Source organism: Reyranella humidisoli (genome assembly GCF_019039055.1).
In the GTDB taxonomy this organism is placed as follows: Bacteria; Pseudomonadota; Alphaproteobacteria; order Reyranellales; family Reyranellaceae; genus Reyranella; species Reyranella humidisoli.
On the sequence record NZ_JAHOPB010000001.1, the window covers coordinates 1,160,988 to 1,176,501 of the forward strand.

Sequence of the window (15,514 nt, forward strand, 5' to 3'; positions counted from 1 at the left end):
TGACACCGGAGTCTTTCATTGGAGTGCGCCACTGGAGTGGTGCTCTCCATCGACGAACTATTCCGGCAAGCGCTGACGCAGTGCGTAGAGCACTTCCAACGCCTCGCGCGGCGAGAGTTCGTCGGGGTTGATCTCGGCCAGGGCCTTCTCGACTTCCGATTCCTTCGCCTTCGCCGTGCCGCTCGCGGGACGGGCCGGTGCGGCGGCGAAGAGGGGGAGGTCGTCGGCGAGGCGCGTGACGGCACCGGACTGTTCGCCCTTCTCCAGCACGGCCAGCACTTCCTCGGCGCGCGACACGACGGCGGCGGGAAGGCCGGCGAGTTGCGCCACATGGATGCCGTAGGAGCGGTCGGCGGCGCCCGGCGCGACCTCGTGCAGGAACACGACTTCGTCATGCCATTCCTTGACGCGCATCGTGTAGGGGGCGAGCGCGCTCAGCCGCTCCTTCAGCGCACCCAGCTCGTGATAGTGCGTGGCGAACAGCGCGCGGCATTTGTTGACGTCGTGCAGATGCTCGAGCGTCGCCCAGGCGATCGACAGGCCGTCGAAGGTCGCGGTGCCGCGGCCGATCTCGTCGAGGATGACGAGGCTCCTGGCCGTTGCCTGGTTCAGGATCGCCGCGGTCTCGACCATCTCGACCATGAAGGTCGAGCGGCCGCGTGCCAGGTCGTCGGCAGCGCCGACGCGGCTGAACAGGCGGTCGACGATGCCGATGGTGGCGGCCTTGGCCGGCACGAAGGCGCCGGCCTGGGCCATCACGGCGATCAAGGCGTTCTGGCGCAGGAAGGTTGATTTGCCGGCCATGTTCGGGCCGGTCAGCAGCCACAGGCGGCGGTCCGTCCCCAGTTCGCAATCGTTGGGCACGAAGCCTGTGCCGCTCTGGCGGGCCAGCGCCGCCTCGACCACGGGATGGCGTCCACCCTCGATCGAGAACGAAGAATCCTCAGCGAGCTGCGGCCGCACATGGTTGCTGCTGGCCGCCAGCTCGGCCAGTGCCGAGGCGACGTCGAGCGCCGCCAGCGAACGGCCGGCCGCGGCGATCGCCGGCGAGACCGCCGTCACCTGGGCAACCAGCTCCTCGAACACGGCGAGTTCCAGCGCCAGCGCCTGATCGGCGGCGCGGCCGATGCGGGTTTCGAGGTCGGCCAGTTCGGCGGTGCTGAAGCGCGTGGCGTTCGACATCGACTGCCGCCGCGTAAAGCCCAGCGCCGCCAGGTCGAGCTTGTCGGCATGCACCGCCGTCACCTCGATATGGTAGCCGATCATGTTGTTGTGCCGGATCTTCAGCGACGGCACGCCCGAGGAAGCCCGGTACTTCGCTTCGAGTCCCGCCACCGTCTTGCGGCTGTCGTCGCGCAGGGTGCGCTGCTCGTCGAGCTCGGGCCGGTAGCCCTGGCGCACGAAACCGCCGTCGCGCACCAGCAGCGGCGGCTCGTCGGCCAGCGCCTCGGCCAGCGCCGCCACGGTGTCGCGATGGCCGGTGCAGCACAGGACGATGTCGGCGAGCGGCGCCGGCGGCGGCAACAAGGCTTCCGGCTCGGCCCGCAGCGAATCCGCCAGCGTCTCCCCCGATTCCAGCCCGTCGCGCAGGGCAGCGAGGTCTCGCGGGCCGCCGCGGCCGACCGACAGGCGTTGCAGCGCGCGTTCGATGTCGGGCGTACGCCGCAGCGCCTCGCGCACCCGTTCGCGCACGGCTGGCCGCTCCACGAAGAGCTGTACCAGGTCGAGTCGGCGCTCGATCTCGGCGCGGTCGGTCAGCGGCGCGGCGATGCGCTCGGCCAGCAGGCGCGCGCCGGGGCCCGTAAGCGTGCGGTCGATGGTGGCCAACAGGCTGCCGTCGCGGCGGCCGTCGAGGCTCTTCACCAGCTCGAGATTGCGCCGCGTCGCCGGGTCGATCTCCATCGTGCCGTCGGCGCGCTCGCGGCGCGGCGGCACCAGCGCCGGGCGCTTGCCGGCCTGGGTCAGCTCGACATAGTCGAGCAACGCCCCGCAGGCCGCGACCTCGGCGCGCGAGAAGGCGCCGAAACTGTCGAGCACGGCCACGTTGAAGGCCGCCTGCAGGCGCTTGCGGGCATTGTCGCTGTCGAACCGGGCCGACGGCAGCGGCGTCAGGACGGCGTTCCATTCCTCCAGCACGGTCTTGAGCGGCTCGCGCGCCAGCAGCCGGTCCGGCACCAGCAATTCGCCGGGCGCCAGCCGGGCCAGCGCGGCCGCGACCTGGCCGGGCAGCAGCGGCTGAGTCGCGAAATCCGCTGTCGAGAGGTCGAGCCAGGCCAGCGCCAGATCGCCCTGCGCCTCGGAAAGGGCTGCGAGGTAATTATGGCTGCGCGCATCGAGCAGCGAGTCTTCGGTCAGGGTGCCCGACGTGATGACGCGCACGACGGCGCGCTCGACCACCGACTTAGGCCCGCGCTTCTTGGCCTCGGCGGGATCTTCGACCTGCTCGCAGACCGCGACCTTGAAGCTCTGGCGGATCAGGCGCGACAGGTAGGCCTCGTGACTGTGCACCGGCACGCCACACATCTTGATGTCTTCGCCCAGATGCTGGCCGCGCTTGGTCAGCGCGATGTCGAGTGCCGCCGAGGCCTTCACCGCGTCGTCGAAGAAAAGCTCGTAGAAATCGCCCATCCGGTAGAAGACCAGATGGTCCGGATGCGCCGCCTTGATCGCCAGGTACTGGCGCATCATCGGCGTGGCGTCGGCGGGAATGGCGGAACTGTCCGGCACTGAAGCTCCTCAGGAAGCGTTCGGTCTAGCACACGCCGCACAGCGATCCATGTGGACGATGGGTGGACGATATTTGGGCAGATCGGCTGCGCTGCAGCGCGGGATGGCTGGCTGGCACGATCGGACGAATATCGCCAATATGCATGCTCAACCGGGAGAGAATAAGCATATGGCGGGCAAAAGCTCGGAAGAAATGGTCAGCAACCAGATGGGCGATCTCGACGGCGACTCGCTGATCATGCATCGGACGGGGCGGCCCGGAAAAATCGAGATCATCGCCAGCAAGCCGCTGGTCACGCAGCGCGACCTGGCCCTGGCCTATTCGCCGGGCGTCGCAGCTCCCTGCCTGGCGATCGAGAAGGACCCGTCGACCGCCTACGACTACACGATCAAGGGCAACCTGGTGGCCGTGATCTCCAACGGTACGGCGGTGCTCGGCCTCGGCGACATCGGGGCGCTGGCCGGCAAGCCGGTGATGGAGGGCAAGGCCGTCCTCTTCAAGCGGTTCGCCGACGTCGACTGCATCGACCTGGAGGTCGACACCAAGGATGTCGACCAGTTCGTGAACTGCGTGCGCTATCTCGGGCCGACCTTCGGCGGCATCAACCTCGAGGACATCAAGGCGCCGGAATGCTTCATCATCGAGCAGCGCCTGCGCGAGCTGATGGACATCCCGATCTTCCATGACGACCAGCATGGCACCGCGATCGTCTCCGCCGCCGGTCTCATCAATGCGCTGCACCTCACCGGCCGCAACATCAAGGACATCAAGATGGTGGTGAACGGTGCGGGCGCCGCGTCGATCGCCTGCATCGAGCTCGTGAAGGCGATGGGCATGCCGCACGAGAACGCGATCCTCTGCGACACCAAGGGCGTGATCTACCAGGGCCGCACCGAGGGCATGAACCAGTGGAAGAGCGCCCACGCCGTCCGCACCAAGGCGCGCACGCTGGAAGAAGCCATGAAAGGCGCCGACGTGTTCTTCGGCCTCTCGGTCAAGGGCGCGGTCACCCAGGACATGGTGAAGTCGATGGCCGCCAAGCCGATCATCTTCGCCATGGCCAATCCCGACCCCGAGATCACACCGCAAGACGTGCGCGCCGCGCGCGGCGATGCCATCGTCGCCACGGGGCGCTCGGACTATGCCAACCAGATCAACAACGTGCTGGGATTCCCCTATATCTTCCGCGGCGCTCTCGACGTGCGCGCCACGACGATCAACGAGGAGATGAAGGTCGCCGCCGCCGAGGCGCTGGCCAAGCTCGCGCGCGAGGACGTGCCCGACGAGGTCGATCGCGCCTATTCCGGCCGCCGCCTGCGCTACGGACCCGACTACATCGTGCCGGTGCCGTTCGATCCGCGCCTGATCGTCGAGGTCTCGGCCGCCGTCGCGAAGGCGGCGATGGATTCCGGCGTCGCCAAGAAACACATCGCCGACATGGCGGAGTACAAGCGCAGCCTGTCCGGCCGCCTCGATCCGACCAGCCATTTCCTGCAGAGCCTGTTCGAGCAGGTGAAGGCCAATCCGCAGCGCATCGTCTTCGCCGAGGGCGAGGAGGAGCGCACGATCCGCGCCGCCGTGATGTTCCGCGACAACGGCTACGGCACGCCGATCCTGATCGGCCGCGAGGAGCAGGTGCGCGAGACCATGAAGACGCTCGGCATCAAGGACGAGTCGGGCATGGAGATCCACAATGCCCGGCTGTCGACCAAGAACGCGCCCTACACCGACCTCGTCTACAAGCGGCTGCAGCGCGATGGTTATCTCCATCGCGACGTGCAACGCATGGTCAACCAGGGCCGCAACGTGTTCGGTGCCTGCATGGTGGCGGCGGGCGATGCCGCCGGCATGGTGACTGGCATCACGCGCCGTTTCCCCGAGTGCTTTGCCGACGTCAAGCGCGTGATCAACATCGAAGTCGGCAAGGTACCGATGGGCTACTCCATCGTCGTCTCGCGCCAGGGCACGGTGTTCCTCGCCGACACCTCGATCAACGAGACGCCGACGCCCGACCAGCTCGCCACCATCGCCAAGCAGATGGTGAAGAACGCGCGCATGATGGGCCACGAGCCGCGGGTCGCCTTCCTGTCGTTCTCGAACTTCGGCAGCCGCGAGATCGAGCGCATCGACCGTATCCGCAAGGCGATCCGCCTGCTCGATGCCGAGGAGGTCGACTTCGAGTATGACGGCGAGATGCAGGCCGACATGGCGCTCGACTTCGAGCTCTTGAAGTCGACCTATCCGTTCACCCGCCTCACCGGCCCGGCCAATATCCTGATCATGCCGGGCCTGCACTCGGCCCACATCTCCTCGCGGCTGATGCAGTCGCTGGGCGGCGTGACGGTGATCGGACCGGTGATCGACGGCCTGTCGAAGCCCGTGCAGATCGTCCAGATGGGGGCGACCGTCAGCGATCTCGTCAACCATGCGGCACTGGCCGCCTACGGAGCGCTCTCCGCGCAGAGGTAGGGATCGGATCGGCCTCTTCCCCTTTGCGGAGGCCGCAAAGGGGAAGTGCCCTCGTCATACGAGGGCGATGGGGTCATGACCCCTCCGCCCCTACGGGGCACCTCCCCATCTGAACGGGGAGGAAAACGTGAACGCTCCACGGAGACCAGTCCATGAGCCTCGAAACCTGGTGGCTCTATCTCGGCGCCGTCGTGCTGATCGCCTGCACGCCGGGGCCGAACGTGCTCTATGTGACGACGCGGAGCATCCGTTACGGTCTCGGCGCCGCGTTCGTCGGCGTCGCGGGATGCCTCACCGCGCTCGTCCTGATGCTGACGGGATCGGTCGCTGGCCTCAGCGCGGTGCTGCTGGCGCTGCCCGGCGCCTTCGACCTGCTCAAGATCCTGGGCGCGGCCTACCTGGTCTATCTCGGCGTCCAGACGTGGCGCGAGCCGGTGGCGAACGAAGCGCCGCCGCCCTCGACCGGTGCGTCGGCGGTCGCCCTGTTTCGCGGAGGTTTTCTGGTCGGCATCAGTAACCCGAAGCTGCTGATCTTCGCCGCCGCCTTCTTCCCGCAGTTCATCGACCCGGCGCGCGCCTGGGGGCCGCAATTCGCGTTGATGGTCGCGACCTTCGTGGGCGTCGAGCTGTTCTTCTACTCGATCTATGCGCTGACGGGCCGCAAGCTCGCGGACCGGCTGATGCACGGCATCTGGCGCCGCTGGCTCAATCGGGTCAGCGGCGTCGTCTTCATGGGCTTCGGCGTGGCCCTGCTGCGCTTCAAGCCCTGAGGATCAGGCGACCTTCACCACCGTGAGCCGGTGCTTGCGGCCATCGCGCGCCGTCCAGGAGATCGACTGGCCCACGGCCAGGCCGATCAGGGCCGCGCCGACCGGGGTCATCACCGAGAGCTTGTGGGCGTCGCTGTCCTCGTCGACGGGATAGACCAGCGTCTCGGTGAGTTCGTGCTGCTCGCCATCGGCACCGGCGTCCGAGCGGAAGGTGACGGTCGAGCCCATGCGCACGACATCGGCCGGCACGCTGTCTTCGCTCACGACCTTGGCGCGCTCCATCTCGGAGAGCAGCTCCTCGGCAACTTCCGGCAGCCGCTCCAGCGACGCGGTGGCGAGGTCGGTGAGCCGGTCGCAGTCGGCTTCGCTGACGACGATGTTGGGGACGGAACGATTACGGGCAACGGCGGGCATCTCTGATGCTCCCTGCAGAAAAATTAGGACAAATTGGAGTTGAACGGCGATCGCGGACTCAGGCGATCGAAGTGCCCCGATGCCGGGACACAAGGCCGGCTCGGGGACTACGCTTCCGCGATCGGATGGTTCCGTCGCGGCACGAGGCAAAGAAGTCCCGAGAAGTTCATGTCCAAGAAGTAGGCCCGGCAGATGGGCCTTTCAAGGCCTTCCGCGCGATCGCTACGGAGCGAGCTTGCGCGCGCGCTTGGCGAGATAGACCTGCAGATGCGCGTAGGCCATGCGCAGGTTCGGCGTGGCGATGCCGGCCTTTTTCGCGCGGGCGATCATGTCGCCGACGATGTGGTCGGCCTCGACCATGTTGCCCTTCTCGAGGTCGTGCAGCATCGAGGCGGTGAACTTCGAGCCCTTCACGGTCAGGAACGAGCGGATCGTCTTGAGGCCCTTTTCGCCGGGATCGTGCCCGGCGGCGGCGCCGACCTGGCGACCTTCCTCGACCGTCTCCAGCACGATCGCGAGACCCTCGTCGGCTTCGAGCACGTCGCCGGAAGAACCGCGCATCAGGCAGCAGGTCGCTGCCAGGGTGCACAGCATGATCCACTTGTCCCAGAGGTCCTGGACGATGTTGGCGTTCAGCCCGCCGTCGATGCCCGATGCCTTGATGGCGACATCGAGATCCGTCAGGGCCTTGCGCGCGGGCTTGCCGTCGCGCTCGCCGAACGAGATCACGGCGAAGGGACTGGTGTGCAGGATGTGTCCCTGCCCATCCATGGCGACGCCGACCCTCGCCAGGCCGCCCACCACCTTGTCCGCGCCGAAGCGGGCATCGAGCGCCTCGAGATGGCGCATGCCGTTCAGCAGCGGCACGATCGTCGTGTTCGCGCCGACCGCCGGGACGATCGCGTCCATCGCCGAGTCGAGGTCGTAGGCCTTGCAGGTCAGCAGCACGACGTCGTACGGGCCGCCCTCGCTGCCACTGGTGACCGTCTTCACCTTCTGGGTGACGTCGCCCTTGGTGCTCCTGATCACCAGCCCGTCGCGCTGCAGCGACTCGTTGCGACCCGCACGCACGAGGAATGTCACATCGGCGCCGCTCTGGTGCAGGCGTCCGCCGACATAGCCGCCGATCGCGCCGGCGCCGAGGATCAGGATCTTCATGTTGGCTTCTACCTCTGGCCTCTATTTCAGTCCGCCGCGCGCCCGGCGCGCTTCGTAGGTCTGCAGATGGACATAGGCGTAACGCAGGTTGGGCGCAGCGATGCCGTGCTTGCGGGCGCGCCCCAGCATGTCGCCGACGATCTGCTTGCCCTCGGCCGCGCCGCCCTTCTCCATGTCGCCCAGGATCGAGGCCACGGCCTTCGAGCCCTTGGCGGTCAGCATGCCCTGCAGGTTGGCGACGACCTTGTCGCTCGGCGGCTGGCCCTCGGCCACGGCGACCTTGCGGCTCTCTTCGAGCGTCTCGCGCACGATATCGGCGCCGTCCTCGCTCTCCATGATGTCGCCGATCGTGCCGCGCATCGAGGCGCACATGCCGGCGATCGTCGCCAGCATGATCCATTTGTCCCAGAGATCCTGGTTGATGTTGGTGTTGAGCCCGCCGTCGATGCCGGCCTTCTTGCAGGCGGCATCGAGCGCGACCAGCGACGCGCGCGCCGGCTTGCCATCACGCTCGCCGAACGACACGCCCGAGGCGCCGCTGTGCAGGATCTCGCCGTTGGGACCCAGCATGCCGGAGATGCGGGCAAGGCCGCCGGCCACGCGCGCCGCGCCGAACTTGCCGTCGAGCGTGGCGAAATGGGCGTGGCCGTTCAGCATCGGCACGATGACCGTGTCGGGCCCGACCGCGGGCGCGATCGAGTCCATCGCCGAGTCGAGGTCGTAGGCCTTGCAGGCCAGCACGATGACGTCATAGGGCCCGCCCTCGCTGCCCTTGGTCACGACCTTGACCGGCACCACGGCGTCGCCCTTCGGGCTCTTCACGACGAGGCCGGCGCTTCGCACCGTCTCGGCGCGCTTCTCGCGCAGCAGGAAGGTGGTGTCGATGCCGGCCTGGGTGAGGCGCGCGCCCCAATAGCCGCCGACCGCGCCGGCGCCGAGAATCAGGATCTTCACGTCTTGAGGTTCCTTTCGGTCAGCCAGTCGTCGAGCCATGTGGCGAGGTCGTCGGTCTGGTGATGGATGTGGCTGAGATCGCTGTCGGTCGCGCGCTTCACGCTCTCGTCGGTGCGGATCCACACCGTGCGCATGCCGATGTCGGCGGCGGGCTTCAGGTTGACGGAAATGTCGTCGGCGAAGGCGGCGCGGGTCGGATCGACGCCGTGCTTCTTCACCAGCGCGTCGTAGATCTGCGGATGCGGCTTGGGCCAGTATTCGCCCGCGGCGATGTCGAAGATCGCCTCGAAGTGATGCGACACGCCCAGCCGCTCCATCACGCGCTCGGCGTGCGGCACGTCGCCGGCGGTGAAGATGAGCTTGCGGCCCGGCAGCGCGCGCAGCGAGGCTTCGAGCGCGGGATTGGCCTCGACCGGCGAGTAGTCGATGTCGTGGACGTAATCGAGATAGTGCGTGGGATCGACGCCGTGCAGGCTCATCATCCCGCGCATCGAGGTGCCGTGGTCGCGCCAGTACTGCTTCTGCACGACCCGCGCCTCTTCGGGCGTGACCTTCAGCCAGTCGGCGATGTAGCGCCCGATGCGCACGTCGATCTGCGAGAACAGATTGCAGCGCGCCGGATAGAGCGTGTTGTCCAGATCGAACAGCCACACGTCCGGATCGTGCGCGGGGGGATCGTATTTGCGAGCCATGGGACGTTTGGATTACCGGCCAGCCGTGCGCTTGTCGAGCCGGCGGATTATAAGCGGAACAATGGATGTCCTGACCTTCGCCCTCCTCGCCGTCGTCGTCCTGCTGGCCCTCGTCCTGGTCGTGGTGCTGATGCGCCAGGGCAGCGGTAACCGCGAGGCCGAGCAGCGCATGCAGCAGCAGCTCGGCCTGGCCCTCAGCCAGCAGGCCGAAACCGTCCAGCGGGTCGAGAAGTCGCTGCGCGAACAGGAGCAGGCGCTGTCCAAGGTCGTCACCGAACGGCTGGACCGGACCGAGAAGGCGACGGGCCAGATCGTGACCGACCTGCGCGAGCGGCTGGTCCGCATCGACGAGGCGCAGAAGAAGATCGGCGAGCTGTCGACCCAGGTCGTCAGCCTGCAGGAAGTCCTGTCCAACAAGCAGGCCCGCGGCGCCTTCGGCGAGGTCCAGCTGAACGACCTGGTCCAGAGCGCCCTGCCGCCCTCGGCCTACGATTTCCAGGTGACGCTCTCGACCGGCGTGCGCGCCGACTGCCTGCTGAAGCTGCCCAACCCTCCGGGCTCGATCGCCATCGACGCGAAGTTCCCGCTGGAAAGCTATAGCCTGCTGCGCGCCGTGCCGGCCGGCGATGCGGCCGCGCTGTTGGCGGCGCAGCGCGCCTTCCAGCAGGCGATTCGCAAGCACATCGCCGACATCCGCAGCAAATACATCGTGCCCGGCGAGACCGCCGAATCGGCGCTGATGTTCCTGCCCTCGGAAGCAGTCTATGGCGAGCTGCACGCCAATTTCACCGGCCTGGTCGAGGAATCCTACCGGGCCCGGGTGTGGATCGTGTCGCCGACCACCATGATGGCCACCCTCAACACCGTGCGCGCCGTCCTGAAGGACGTGCGCATGCGCGAGCAGGCGGGCGAAATCCAGAAGATGGTCGGCTTGATCCTGGGCGACGTGAAGCGTCTCGACGACCGGGTCGACAATCTCAAGAAGCACTTCGCGCAGACCGAAAAGGACCTGCGCGAGATCGACACCTCGACGACGGCGATCACCCGCCGCGGCGAACGCATCCTCGCCGTCGATCTCGGCGAGGAGCCGACGGCACTGCCGCCGAAGGTTTAGTCATACAAAAAACCCGTCATCTCGACCGGAGCCTCGCGAAGCGCGGCGTAGCGGAGAAATCTACTCTCGACGATTAGCCGGCTCTAAGTGGAGAGAAGATCTCTCCACTCCGCACCTTCGGTGCTCCGGTCGAGATGACGGAATACTTAACCCCACGGGCCGCGGCGCGGCGCCTGCGGGGCTGTCGCCCACGGGCCGCTCGCCCGCGGTGGCGCGGCCGACCGGGACTGGGCGCGGCTCTGGCTGGCCATCGCCTGCAGGCGCGCGATGCGCTCCTCCATCGGCGGGTGGGTCGAGAACAGGCTCGACATGCCGCCGGCCGCCGCCAGCGGGTTGGCGATGTACATGTGCGCGGTCGCCGGATTGCGCTCGGCCGCCTCGTTGTGGATCTGCTGCGTGCCGGCATGCAGCTTGGCCAGCGCCGAGGCGAGCCAATGCGGCTCGCCGCAGATCTCCGCGCCCATCCGGTCAGCCTCGTATTCGCGGCCGCGGCTGATCGCCATCTGCACCAGCATGGCGGCCATCGGCGCCAGGATCATCGCGGCGATGGCGACGATCGGGTTGACCAGCGGCCGGCCCTCGGAATCGCGGCCGCCGCCCATCAGGCCGCCGAAGCTCGCCAGCATGCCGATGGCGCCCGACAGGGTCGCCGCCACGGTCATGATCAGCGTGTCGCGGTGGCGGACGTGGGCCAGCTCATGCGCCATCACGCCCGCGACTTCCTCGCGGCTCAGGTTGCGCAGCAGGCCGGTGGTGGCCGCCACGGCGGCATGCTCGGGGTCGCGGCCGGTCGCGAAGGCGTTCGGCTGGTCCTCGGCGATCAGGTAGACGCGCGGCATCGGCAGACCGGCGCGCTGCGTCAGTTCGTGGACGATGTTGAACAGCTCGGGCGCGTTCTCCGGCCCGACCTCCTGCGCGTTGGCCATGCGCAGGACCATCTGGTCGCTGTTCCAGTAGGCAAAAATGTTCATGCCCAGCGCCACGACAAAGGCAATGACGAGGCCGGTCTGGCCTCCCATGAGATACCCGGCCACGAGGAAAAAGCCCGTCAGCGCGGCGAGCAGAAGCGCGGTCTTGAAGTAATTCATGCCGGGTAAATTGGTGTGCAAAAGTGGCGAAACAAGGAATGCGCAGGCATCATGGCGCCATGACCGAACCCACCAAGCCCACGCCGCCGGAACCGCCGGCACCATCATCCAAGACGGACGCCGCCGCCACACCGCCCGTCCCGCCCGAGAAGCCGAAGAAGGTCGAGGAGATCGGCGGCCCGCCCGGCCCCGAGCCCACGCGCTATGGCGACTGGCAGTTCAACGGGAAAGTGACCGACTTCTGAAAGAAGTCGGTCATCTCGCGCGGAGGAGCCTCCGCGCTGGAGGCGCAGCCGAAGGATCTTGCGGCAGCAGGAAGGATCCCTCGCTACGCTCGGGATGACACGCGCGAGGTAATCAAGAGCCCATGAACAAAGCCGACATCTTCCATCCCGACTTCAAGGCGCAACCCTGGTGGTGGGAGGCGTGGACGCCCAACAACGCGCTGAGCGTCGATCCACCCGCGAAGACCGACGTGGTGATCGTGGGCGCCGGCTATGGCGGCCTGTCGACGGCGCTGGAACTGCGGCGCAACGGCATCGACTGCGTGGTACTGGAACGCGGCGTGTTCGGCATCGGCGCCTCGACGCGCAACGGCGGCATGCTCTCGGGCGGCACCAACATCGCCAAGGGCCTGGGCGGCAAGAACCCCAAGGTCGAGGCCGAGTTCGAGGCCAACAAGGCGGCGTTCCTGGGCAGCGGCGCCGATTCGCTGCAGACGCTGATCGACATCATCCATCGCGAGAAGATCGACTGCGGCCTGATCACCAACGGCCGCTTCACCGGCGCCTGGACGCCCAAGCACTACGACGACCAGGCGCGCAAGGTCGAGATGTTCAACAAGTACGCCAATGTCGGCGCCGAGATGATCCCGCGCGAGCGGGTGCGCGAGATGATGGCGTCCGACTATTACTACGGCGGCATGTACGTCAGGGCCGGCGGCAATCTCCACCCCGCGCGCTACTACAAGGGCCTGCTCGAGGCGGCACACACGCAGGGCGCGGTGCTGTGCGGCAACGTCGAGGCCGAGCGGATCGAAAAGACGACTGTCGGCTGGCGCGTGCTGACGGCCAAGGGCCCGATCGCCTGCAGGGAAGTCGTGATCGCGACCAACGGCTATACCGGCGACCTGACCCCGAAGCTGAAGATGCGCGTGGTGCCGGTGGCGAGCCACATCATCGCCACCGAAGAGCTGCCGATGCCGGCGACGGATCTCATTCCGCTGCAGCGCTCGATCGGCGACACCAAGCGCGTGCTGACCTATTACCGGCCCTCGCCCGACGGCAAGCAGATGATCTTCGGCGGCCGCGCCCGCTTCACCGCCGCGCCGCCGGAAGTGAGTGCGCCGATCCTGTACCAGTACATGATCGACCGCTTCCCTCAGCTGAAGGGCATCCGCATCACCCATGTGTGGACGGGCAACGTCGCCTTCGCGCTCGATTCGATGTCGCACATGGGCCAGGACGACGGCATGCACTACCTGCTGGCCTGCAACGGCAGCGGCGTCGCGATGATGACCTATCTCGGCACGCAGACGGCGAAGAAGATCGCCGGCGGCTCCAACGTGCCGGTCAATGCCTTCGACGGCCGGGAGTTTCCCGAGCACCCGCTCTACAACGGCGATCCCTCGCTCTATCTGCCGCTGATCGGCGCGCTCTACCGCACGCAGGACTGGCTCGACCGCAAGCTGGCGGGCTGAACAGGATTTTTGAGCAATGAAGGTTGGTATCGTCGGCGCGGGCGCGATCGCGTTTGGAATGGCGGCGCTTCTCGAACAGGCGGGACACGGCGCGACACTGTGGTCGCCGTCGGGCGAGCGCACCAGGGCCTTGGCCGCGGGCGAGCCTCTCGTCGCCGCTGGCGCCATCGAAGGCACGTTCAAGCCCGGTATCGCCACGAGCGCGGCAGCGGTCGTATCTGGCGCCGACGTGATCCTGATCGCCCTGCCGGCCTATGGGCACAAGCACGTCTTCGATGCGATCGCACCGCACATCGCGGCAACGCAGACCGTGATCGTGAGTTCGCACGCTTCGTTCGGCGCGCTCTACCTCTCGCGCCTGCTTGCCGCCCGAGGTGCCGCGATTTCGATCATCGCCTGGGGCACGACGCTGGTGAGCGGCCGCCAGACCGGGCCTGCAAAGGTGCAAGTGAACACGGTGCGCAAGACGGTCGATCTCGCCACGTTGCCCACCTCGCGCAGCGCCGAGGGTCTCGCCCTCTGCCAGTCCCTGTTCGGCGACCGCTTCGTCGACCGGGGAAGCCTGCTCGCCATCGCACTCAGCAATCTCAATCCGACGATCCACATGGGCATAGCGCTCGGCAACATGACGCGCATGGAAAAGGCCGAGGCGTGGGGCCAGGCCGAGAGCGTGACGCCCAATGTCGGCCGCCTGCTGGAGGAACTCGACCGCGAGCGGCTCGCCATCGCCGCGTCGCTCGGCCTGGATGTGCGCACGATCTTCCAGCACCTGCACCTCTCCTTCGGCGTGCCCTACGGCTCGGCCTCGGAGATGCATCAGGCGATGCACGTCATCGGCAAGGGCGGCGCTGGCCCGACGACCGCCGACAGCCGCTACGTCACCGAGGACGTGCCCTTCGGCCTGGTCCCGACCGCAAAGCTCGGCCGCCTCACCAGCCATCCCGCGCCGCTGCATGAAGCGGGCATTGCGCTATTCTCGGCGATGTACGGGAGAGATTTCACCGCCGAGAATGACCTCCTCGCCGCTCTCGATATCGACGCGCTCTCGCTCGGCCAACTCCAGACGCGCTGCCGCGATGGTTATTCGCACTGACAGTTGAATGGAGCGCGCCACTCCAGTGGCGCTCATGCGCCATCGATGAGAAGAATATGAGCGCAACTGGAGTTGCGCGCTCCAATGATAGTGATTTCGACATGACCGACACCCTCCCCGTTTCTTTGGCCGACGTCCGCGCCGCCGCCGCGCGCATCAAGGGTGCCGTCGTCCATACGCCCTGCCTGCGCAGCGAGACACTGTCGCGCATCGCCCAGGCCGATATCTGGGTGAAGTTCGAGAACCTGCAGTTCACCGCCTCCTTCAAGGAGCGCGGCGCGCTCAACACACTGCTGCAGCTCACCGACGAGGAGCGCCGCCGCGGCGTCATCGCCATGTCAGCCGGCAACCATGCGCAGGGCGTCGCCTACCACGCGGGACGTCTCGGCATTCCCGCGACCATCGTGATGCCGTCCTTCACGCCCAACACCAAGGTGAAGCACACGCGCGACCACGGCGCGCGGGTGGTGCTGAAGGGCGACACGCTGTCGGAAGCCGCGGCCGAGGCGCACCGCCTGGCCGACACGGAGAGACTGGTCTTCGTCCATCCCTACGACGATCCGCGCATCATCGCGGGCCAGGGCACGATCGCGCTGGAGATGCTGGCGGACGCGCCGGAGATCGACACGCTGGTCGTCCCGGTCGGCGGCGGCGGCATGCTGGCGGGCTGCGCCGTCGCGGCGCGCGGCTTGAAGCCCGACGTAAAAATGATCGGCGTCGAATCGGCCGGCTACTCGGCCATGCGCCAGCTCCTGGCCGGCGAGACAGTGACGGTGGGCGGCGACACGATCGCCGAGGGCATCGCCGTGCGCGACATCGGCCAGACGCCGCTTGCCATCGCGCGCGCCCTGGTCGACCGGGTACTGGCGGTCGATGAGGTGGCAATCGAGCGCGCCATCGCACTGTTCCTCGAGGTCGAGAAGACCGTGGCCGAGGGCGCGGGCGCCGCGGGCCTCGCGGCCCTGCTGGCCCATCCCGAGGTCTTCAAGGGCCGCAAGGTCGGGCTGATCCTCTGCGGCGGCAACATCGACACCCGCCTGCTGGCCTCGGTCCTGCTGCGCGGGCTGGTCCGCGACGGCCGCATCGTGCGGCTGCGCCTGATGATCGGCGATGCGCCGGGCCAGCTCGCCCGCGTGGCCGGCCTGATCGGCGGGGCCGGCGGCAACATCGTCGAAGTGCTGCACCAGCGGTTGTTCGGCGTGGTCGCCAAGGCCACCGAACTCGACGTCACCGTCGAAACCCGCGATCGCGCCCACCTGGGCGAACTCCTGGCCGCCCTCCAATCCGACGGCTTCAAGGTCCGCGTCCTGGAGGGCGCGGACGCGTAAGTCCGCC

Annotated in this window: 13 protein-coding genes; 7 read left to right on the plus strand and 6 right to left on the minus strand. The window is 67.5% G+C overall.

The features are described 5' to 3' along the window. Positions 1 to 57: 57 nt before the first annotated feature. Positions 58 to 2,688 (minus strand): DNA mismatch repair protein MutS, encoded by a 2,631-nt coding sequence (gene mutS / locus KQ910_RS05655; RefSeq protein ID WP_216963620.1) that lies wholly within the window; start codon positions 2,686 to 2,688, stop codon positions 58 to 60. 208 nt (positions 2,689 to 2,896) lie between these two features. On the opposite strand from mutS, the gene KQ910_RS05660 reads away from it, so the two are divergent. Both KQ910_RS05660 and KQ910_RS05665 read left to right on the plus strand, forming a co-directional pair. Next, the gene (locus tag KQ910_RS05660; protein WP_304627755.1) at positions 2,897 to 5,197 is read left to right on the plus strand and encodes an NADP-dependent malic enzyme; all 2,301 of its coding nucleotides are present in this window, start codon (positions 2,897 to 2,899) and stop codon (positions 5,195 to 5,197) included. Positions 5,198 to 5,349: 152 nt separating this feature from the next. Then, on the plus strand, positions 5,350 to 5,967 hold the full coding sequence (locus KQ910_RS05665) for a LysE family translocator (protein WP_216957495.1): 618 nt from the start codon (positions 5,350 to 5,352) through the stop codon (positions 5,965 to 5,967). Positions 5,968 to 5,970: 3 nt separating this feature from the next. Here the strand turns inward: KQ910_RS05665 and rnk are convergent, their stop codons facing one another. The 4 genes from rnk to KQ910_RS05685 form a co-directional block, all read right to left on the minus strand. Then, entirely contained in the window at positions 5,971 to 6,381 is a 411-nt protein-coding gene (gene rnk, locus KQ910_RS05670; protein ID WP_216957496.1) for a nucleoside diphosphate kinase regulator, read from the minus strand. Between the two features lie 222 nt (positions 6,382 to 6,603). After that, a complete protein-coding gene (locus tag KQ910_RS05675; RefSeq protein ID WP_216957497.1) occupies positions 6,604 to 7,539 on the minus strand; it encodes a ketopantoate reductase family protein in 936 nt (311 codons plus the stop codon). 21 nt (positions 7,540 to 7,560) lie between these two features. Beyond that, the gene (locus KQ910_RS05680) at positions 7,561 to 8,493 is read right to left on the minus strand and encodes a ketopantoate reductase family protein (protein ID WP_216957498.1); all 933 of its coding nucleotides are present in this window, start codon (positions 8,491 to 8,493) and stop codon (positions 7,561 to 7,563) included. Further along, positions 8,490 to 9,185, minus strand: coding sequence for a pyrimidine 5'-nucleotidase (locus tag KQ910_RS05685; RefSeq protein ID WP_216957499.1), 696 nt, complete (start codon positions 9,183 to 9,185; stop codon positions 8,490 to 8,492). The genes KQ910_RS05680 and KQ910_RS05685 overlap by 4 nt, the downstream gene beginning before the upstream one ends. A 61-nt stretch (positions 9,186 to 9,246) precedes the next feature. On the opposite strand from KQ910_RS05685, the gene KQ910_RS05690 reads away from it, so the two are divergent. Next, positions 9,247 to 10,299 (plus strand): DNA recombination protein RmuC, encoded by a 1,053-nt coding sequence (locus KQ910_RS05690; RefSeq protein ID WP_229600334.1) that lies wholly within the window; start codon positions 9,247 to 9,249, stop codon positions 10,297 to 10,299. A 146-nt stretch (positions 10,300 to 10,445) separates the two neighbouring features. Here the strand turns inward: KQ910_RS05690 and htpX are convergent, their stop codons facing one another. Next, complete coding sequence (gene htpX / locus KQ910_RS05695) at positions 10,446 to 11,387, minus strand: zinc metalloprotease HtpX (RefSeq protein ID WP_216957500.1); 942 nt, start codon at positions 11,385 to 11,387, stop codon at positions 10,446 to 10,448. A 59-nt stretch (positions 11,388 to 11,446) separates the two neighbouring features. Between htpX and KQ910_RS05700 the strand changes: the two genes are divergently transcribed. The 4 genes from KQ910_RS05700 (at position 11,447) to KQ910_RS05715 (ending at position 15,507) form a co-directional block, all read left to right on the plus strand. Then, positions 11,447 to 11,632, plus strand: coding sequence for a DUF1674 domain-containing protein (locus KQ910_RS05700; protein ID WP_229600335.1), 186 nt, complete (start codon positions 11,447 to 11,449; stop codon positions 11,630 to 11,632). A gap of 122 nt (positions 11,633 to 11,754) precedes the next feature. After that, positions 11,755 to 13,086, plus strand: coding sequence for an NAD(P)/FAD-dependent oxidoreductase (locus KQ910_RS05705; RefSeq protein WP_216957502.1), 1,332 nt, complete (start codon positions 11,755 to 11,757; stop codon positions 13,084 to 13,086). Positions 13,087 to 13,102: 16 nt separating this feature from the next. Further along, positions 13,103 to 14,179, plus strand: a complete 1,077-nt coding sequence (locus KQ910_RS05710) for an NAD/NADP octopine/nopaline dehydrogenase family protein (protein WP_216957503.1) — start codon at positions 13,103 to 13,105, stop codon at positions 14,177 to 14,179. Between the two features lie 101 nt (positions 14,180 to 14,280). Beyond that, entirely contained in the window at positions 14,281 to 15,507 is a 1,227-nt protein-coding gene (locus KQ910_RS05715) for a threonine ammonia-lyase (protein ID WP_216957504.1), read from the plus strand. Positions 15,508 to 15,514: the final 7 nt, after the last annotated feature.

Coding starts and splice junctions, on each gene's coding strand:
- mutS (WP_216963620.1), bottom strand. CDS start 2,688: ATGATGCGCCAGTACCTGGCGATCAAGGCGGCGCATCCGGACCATCTG.
- KQ910_RS05660 (WP_304627755.1), top strand. CDS start 2,897: ATGGCGGGCAAAAGCTCGGAAGAAATGGTCAGCAACCAGATGGGCGAT.
- KQ910_RS05665 (WP_216957495.1), top strand. CDS start 5,350: ATGAGCCTCGAAACCTGGTGGCTCTATCTCGGCGCCGTCGTGCTGATC.
- rnk (WP_216957496.1), bottom strand. CDS start 6,381: ATGCCCGCCGTTGCCCGTAATCGTTCCGTCCCCAACATCGTCGTCAGC.
- KQ910_RS05675 (WP_216957497.1), bottom strand. CDS start 7,539: ATGAAGATCCTGATCCTCGGCGCCGGCGCGATCGGCGGCTATGTCGGC.
- KQ910_RS05685 (WP_216957499.1), bottom strand. CDS start 9,185: ATGGCTCGCAAATACGATCCCCCCGCGCACGATCCGGACGTGTGGCTG.
- KQ910_RS05690 (WP_229600334.1), top strand. CDS start 9,247: ATGGATGTCCTGACCTTCGCCCTCCTCGCCGTCGTCGTCCTGCTGGCC.
- htpX (WP_216957500.1), bottom strand. CDS start 11,387: ATGAATTACTTCAAGACCGCGCTTCTGCTCGCCGCGCTGACGGGCTTT.
- KQ910_RS05700 (WP_229600335.1), top strand. CDS start 11,447: ATGACCGAACCCACCAAGCCCACGCCGCCGGAACCGCCGGCACCATCA.
- KQ910_RS05705 (WP_216957502.1), top strand. CDS start 11,755: ATGAACAAAGCCGACATCTTCCATCCCGACTTCAAGGCGCAACCCTGG.
- KQ910_RS05710 (WP_216957503.1), top strand. CDS start 13,103: ATGAAGGTTGGTATCGTCGGCGCGGGCGCGATCGCGTTTGGAATGGCG.
- KQ910_RS05715 (WP_216957504.1), top strand. CDS start 14,281: ATGACCGACACCCTCCCCGTTTCTTTGGCCGACGTCCGCGCCGCCGCC.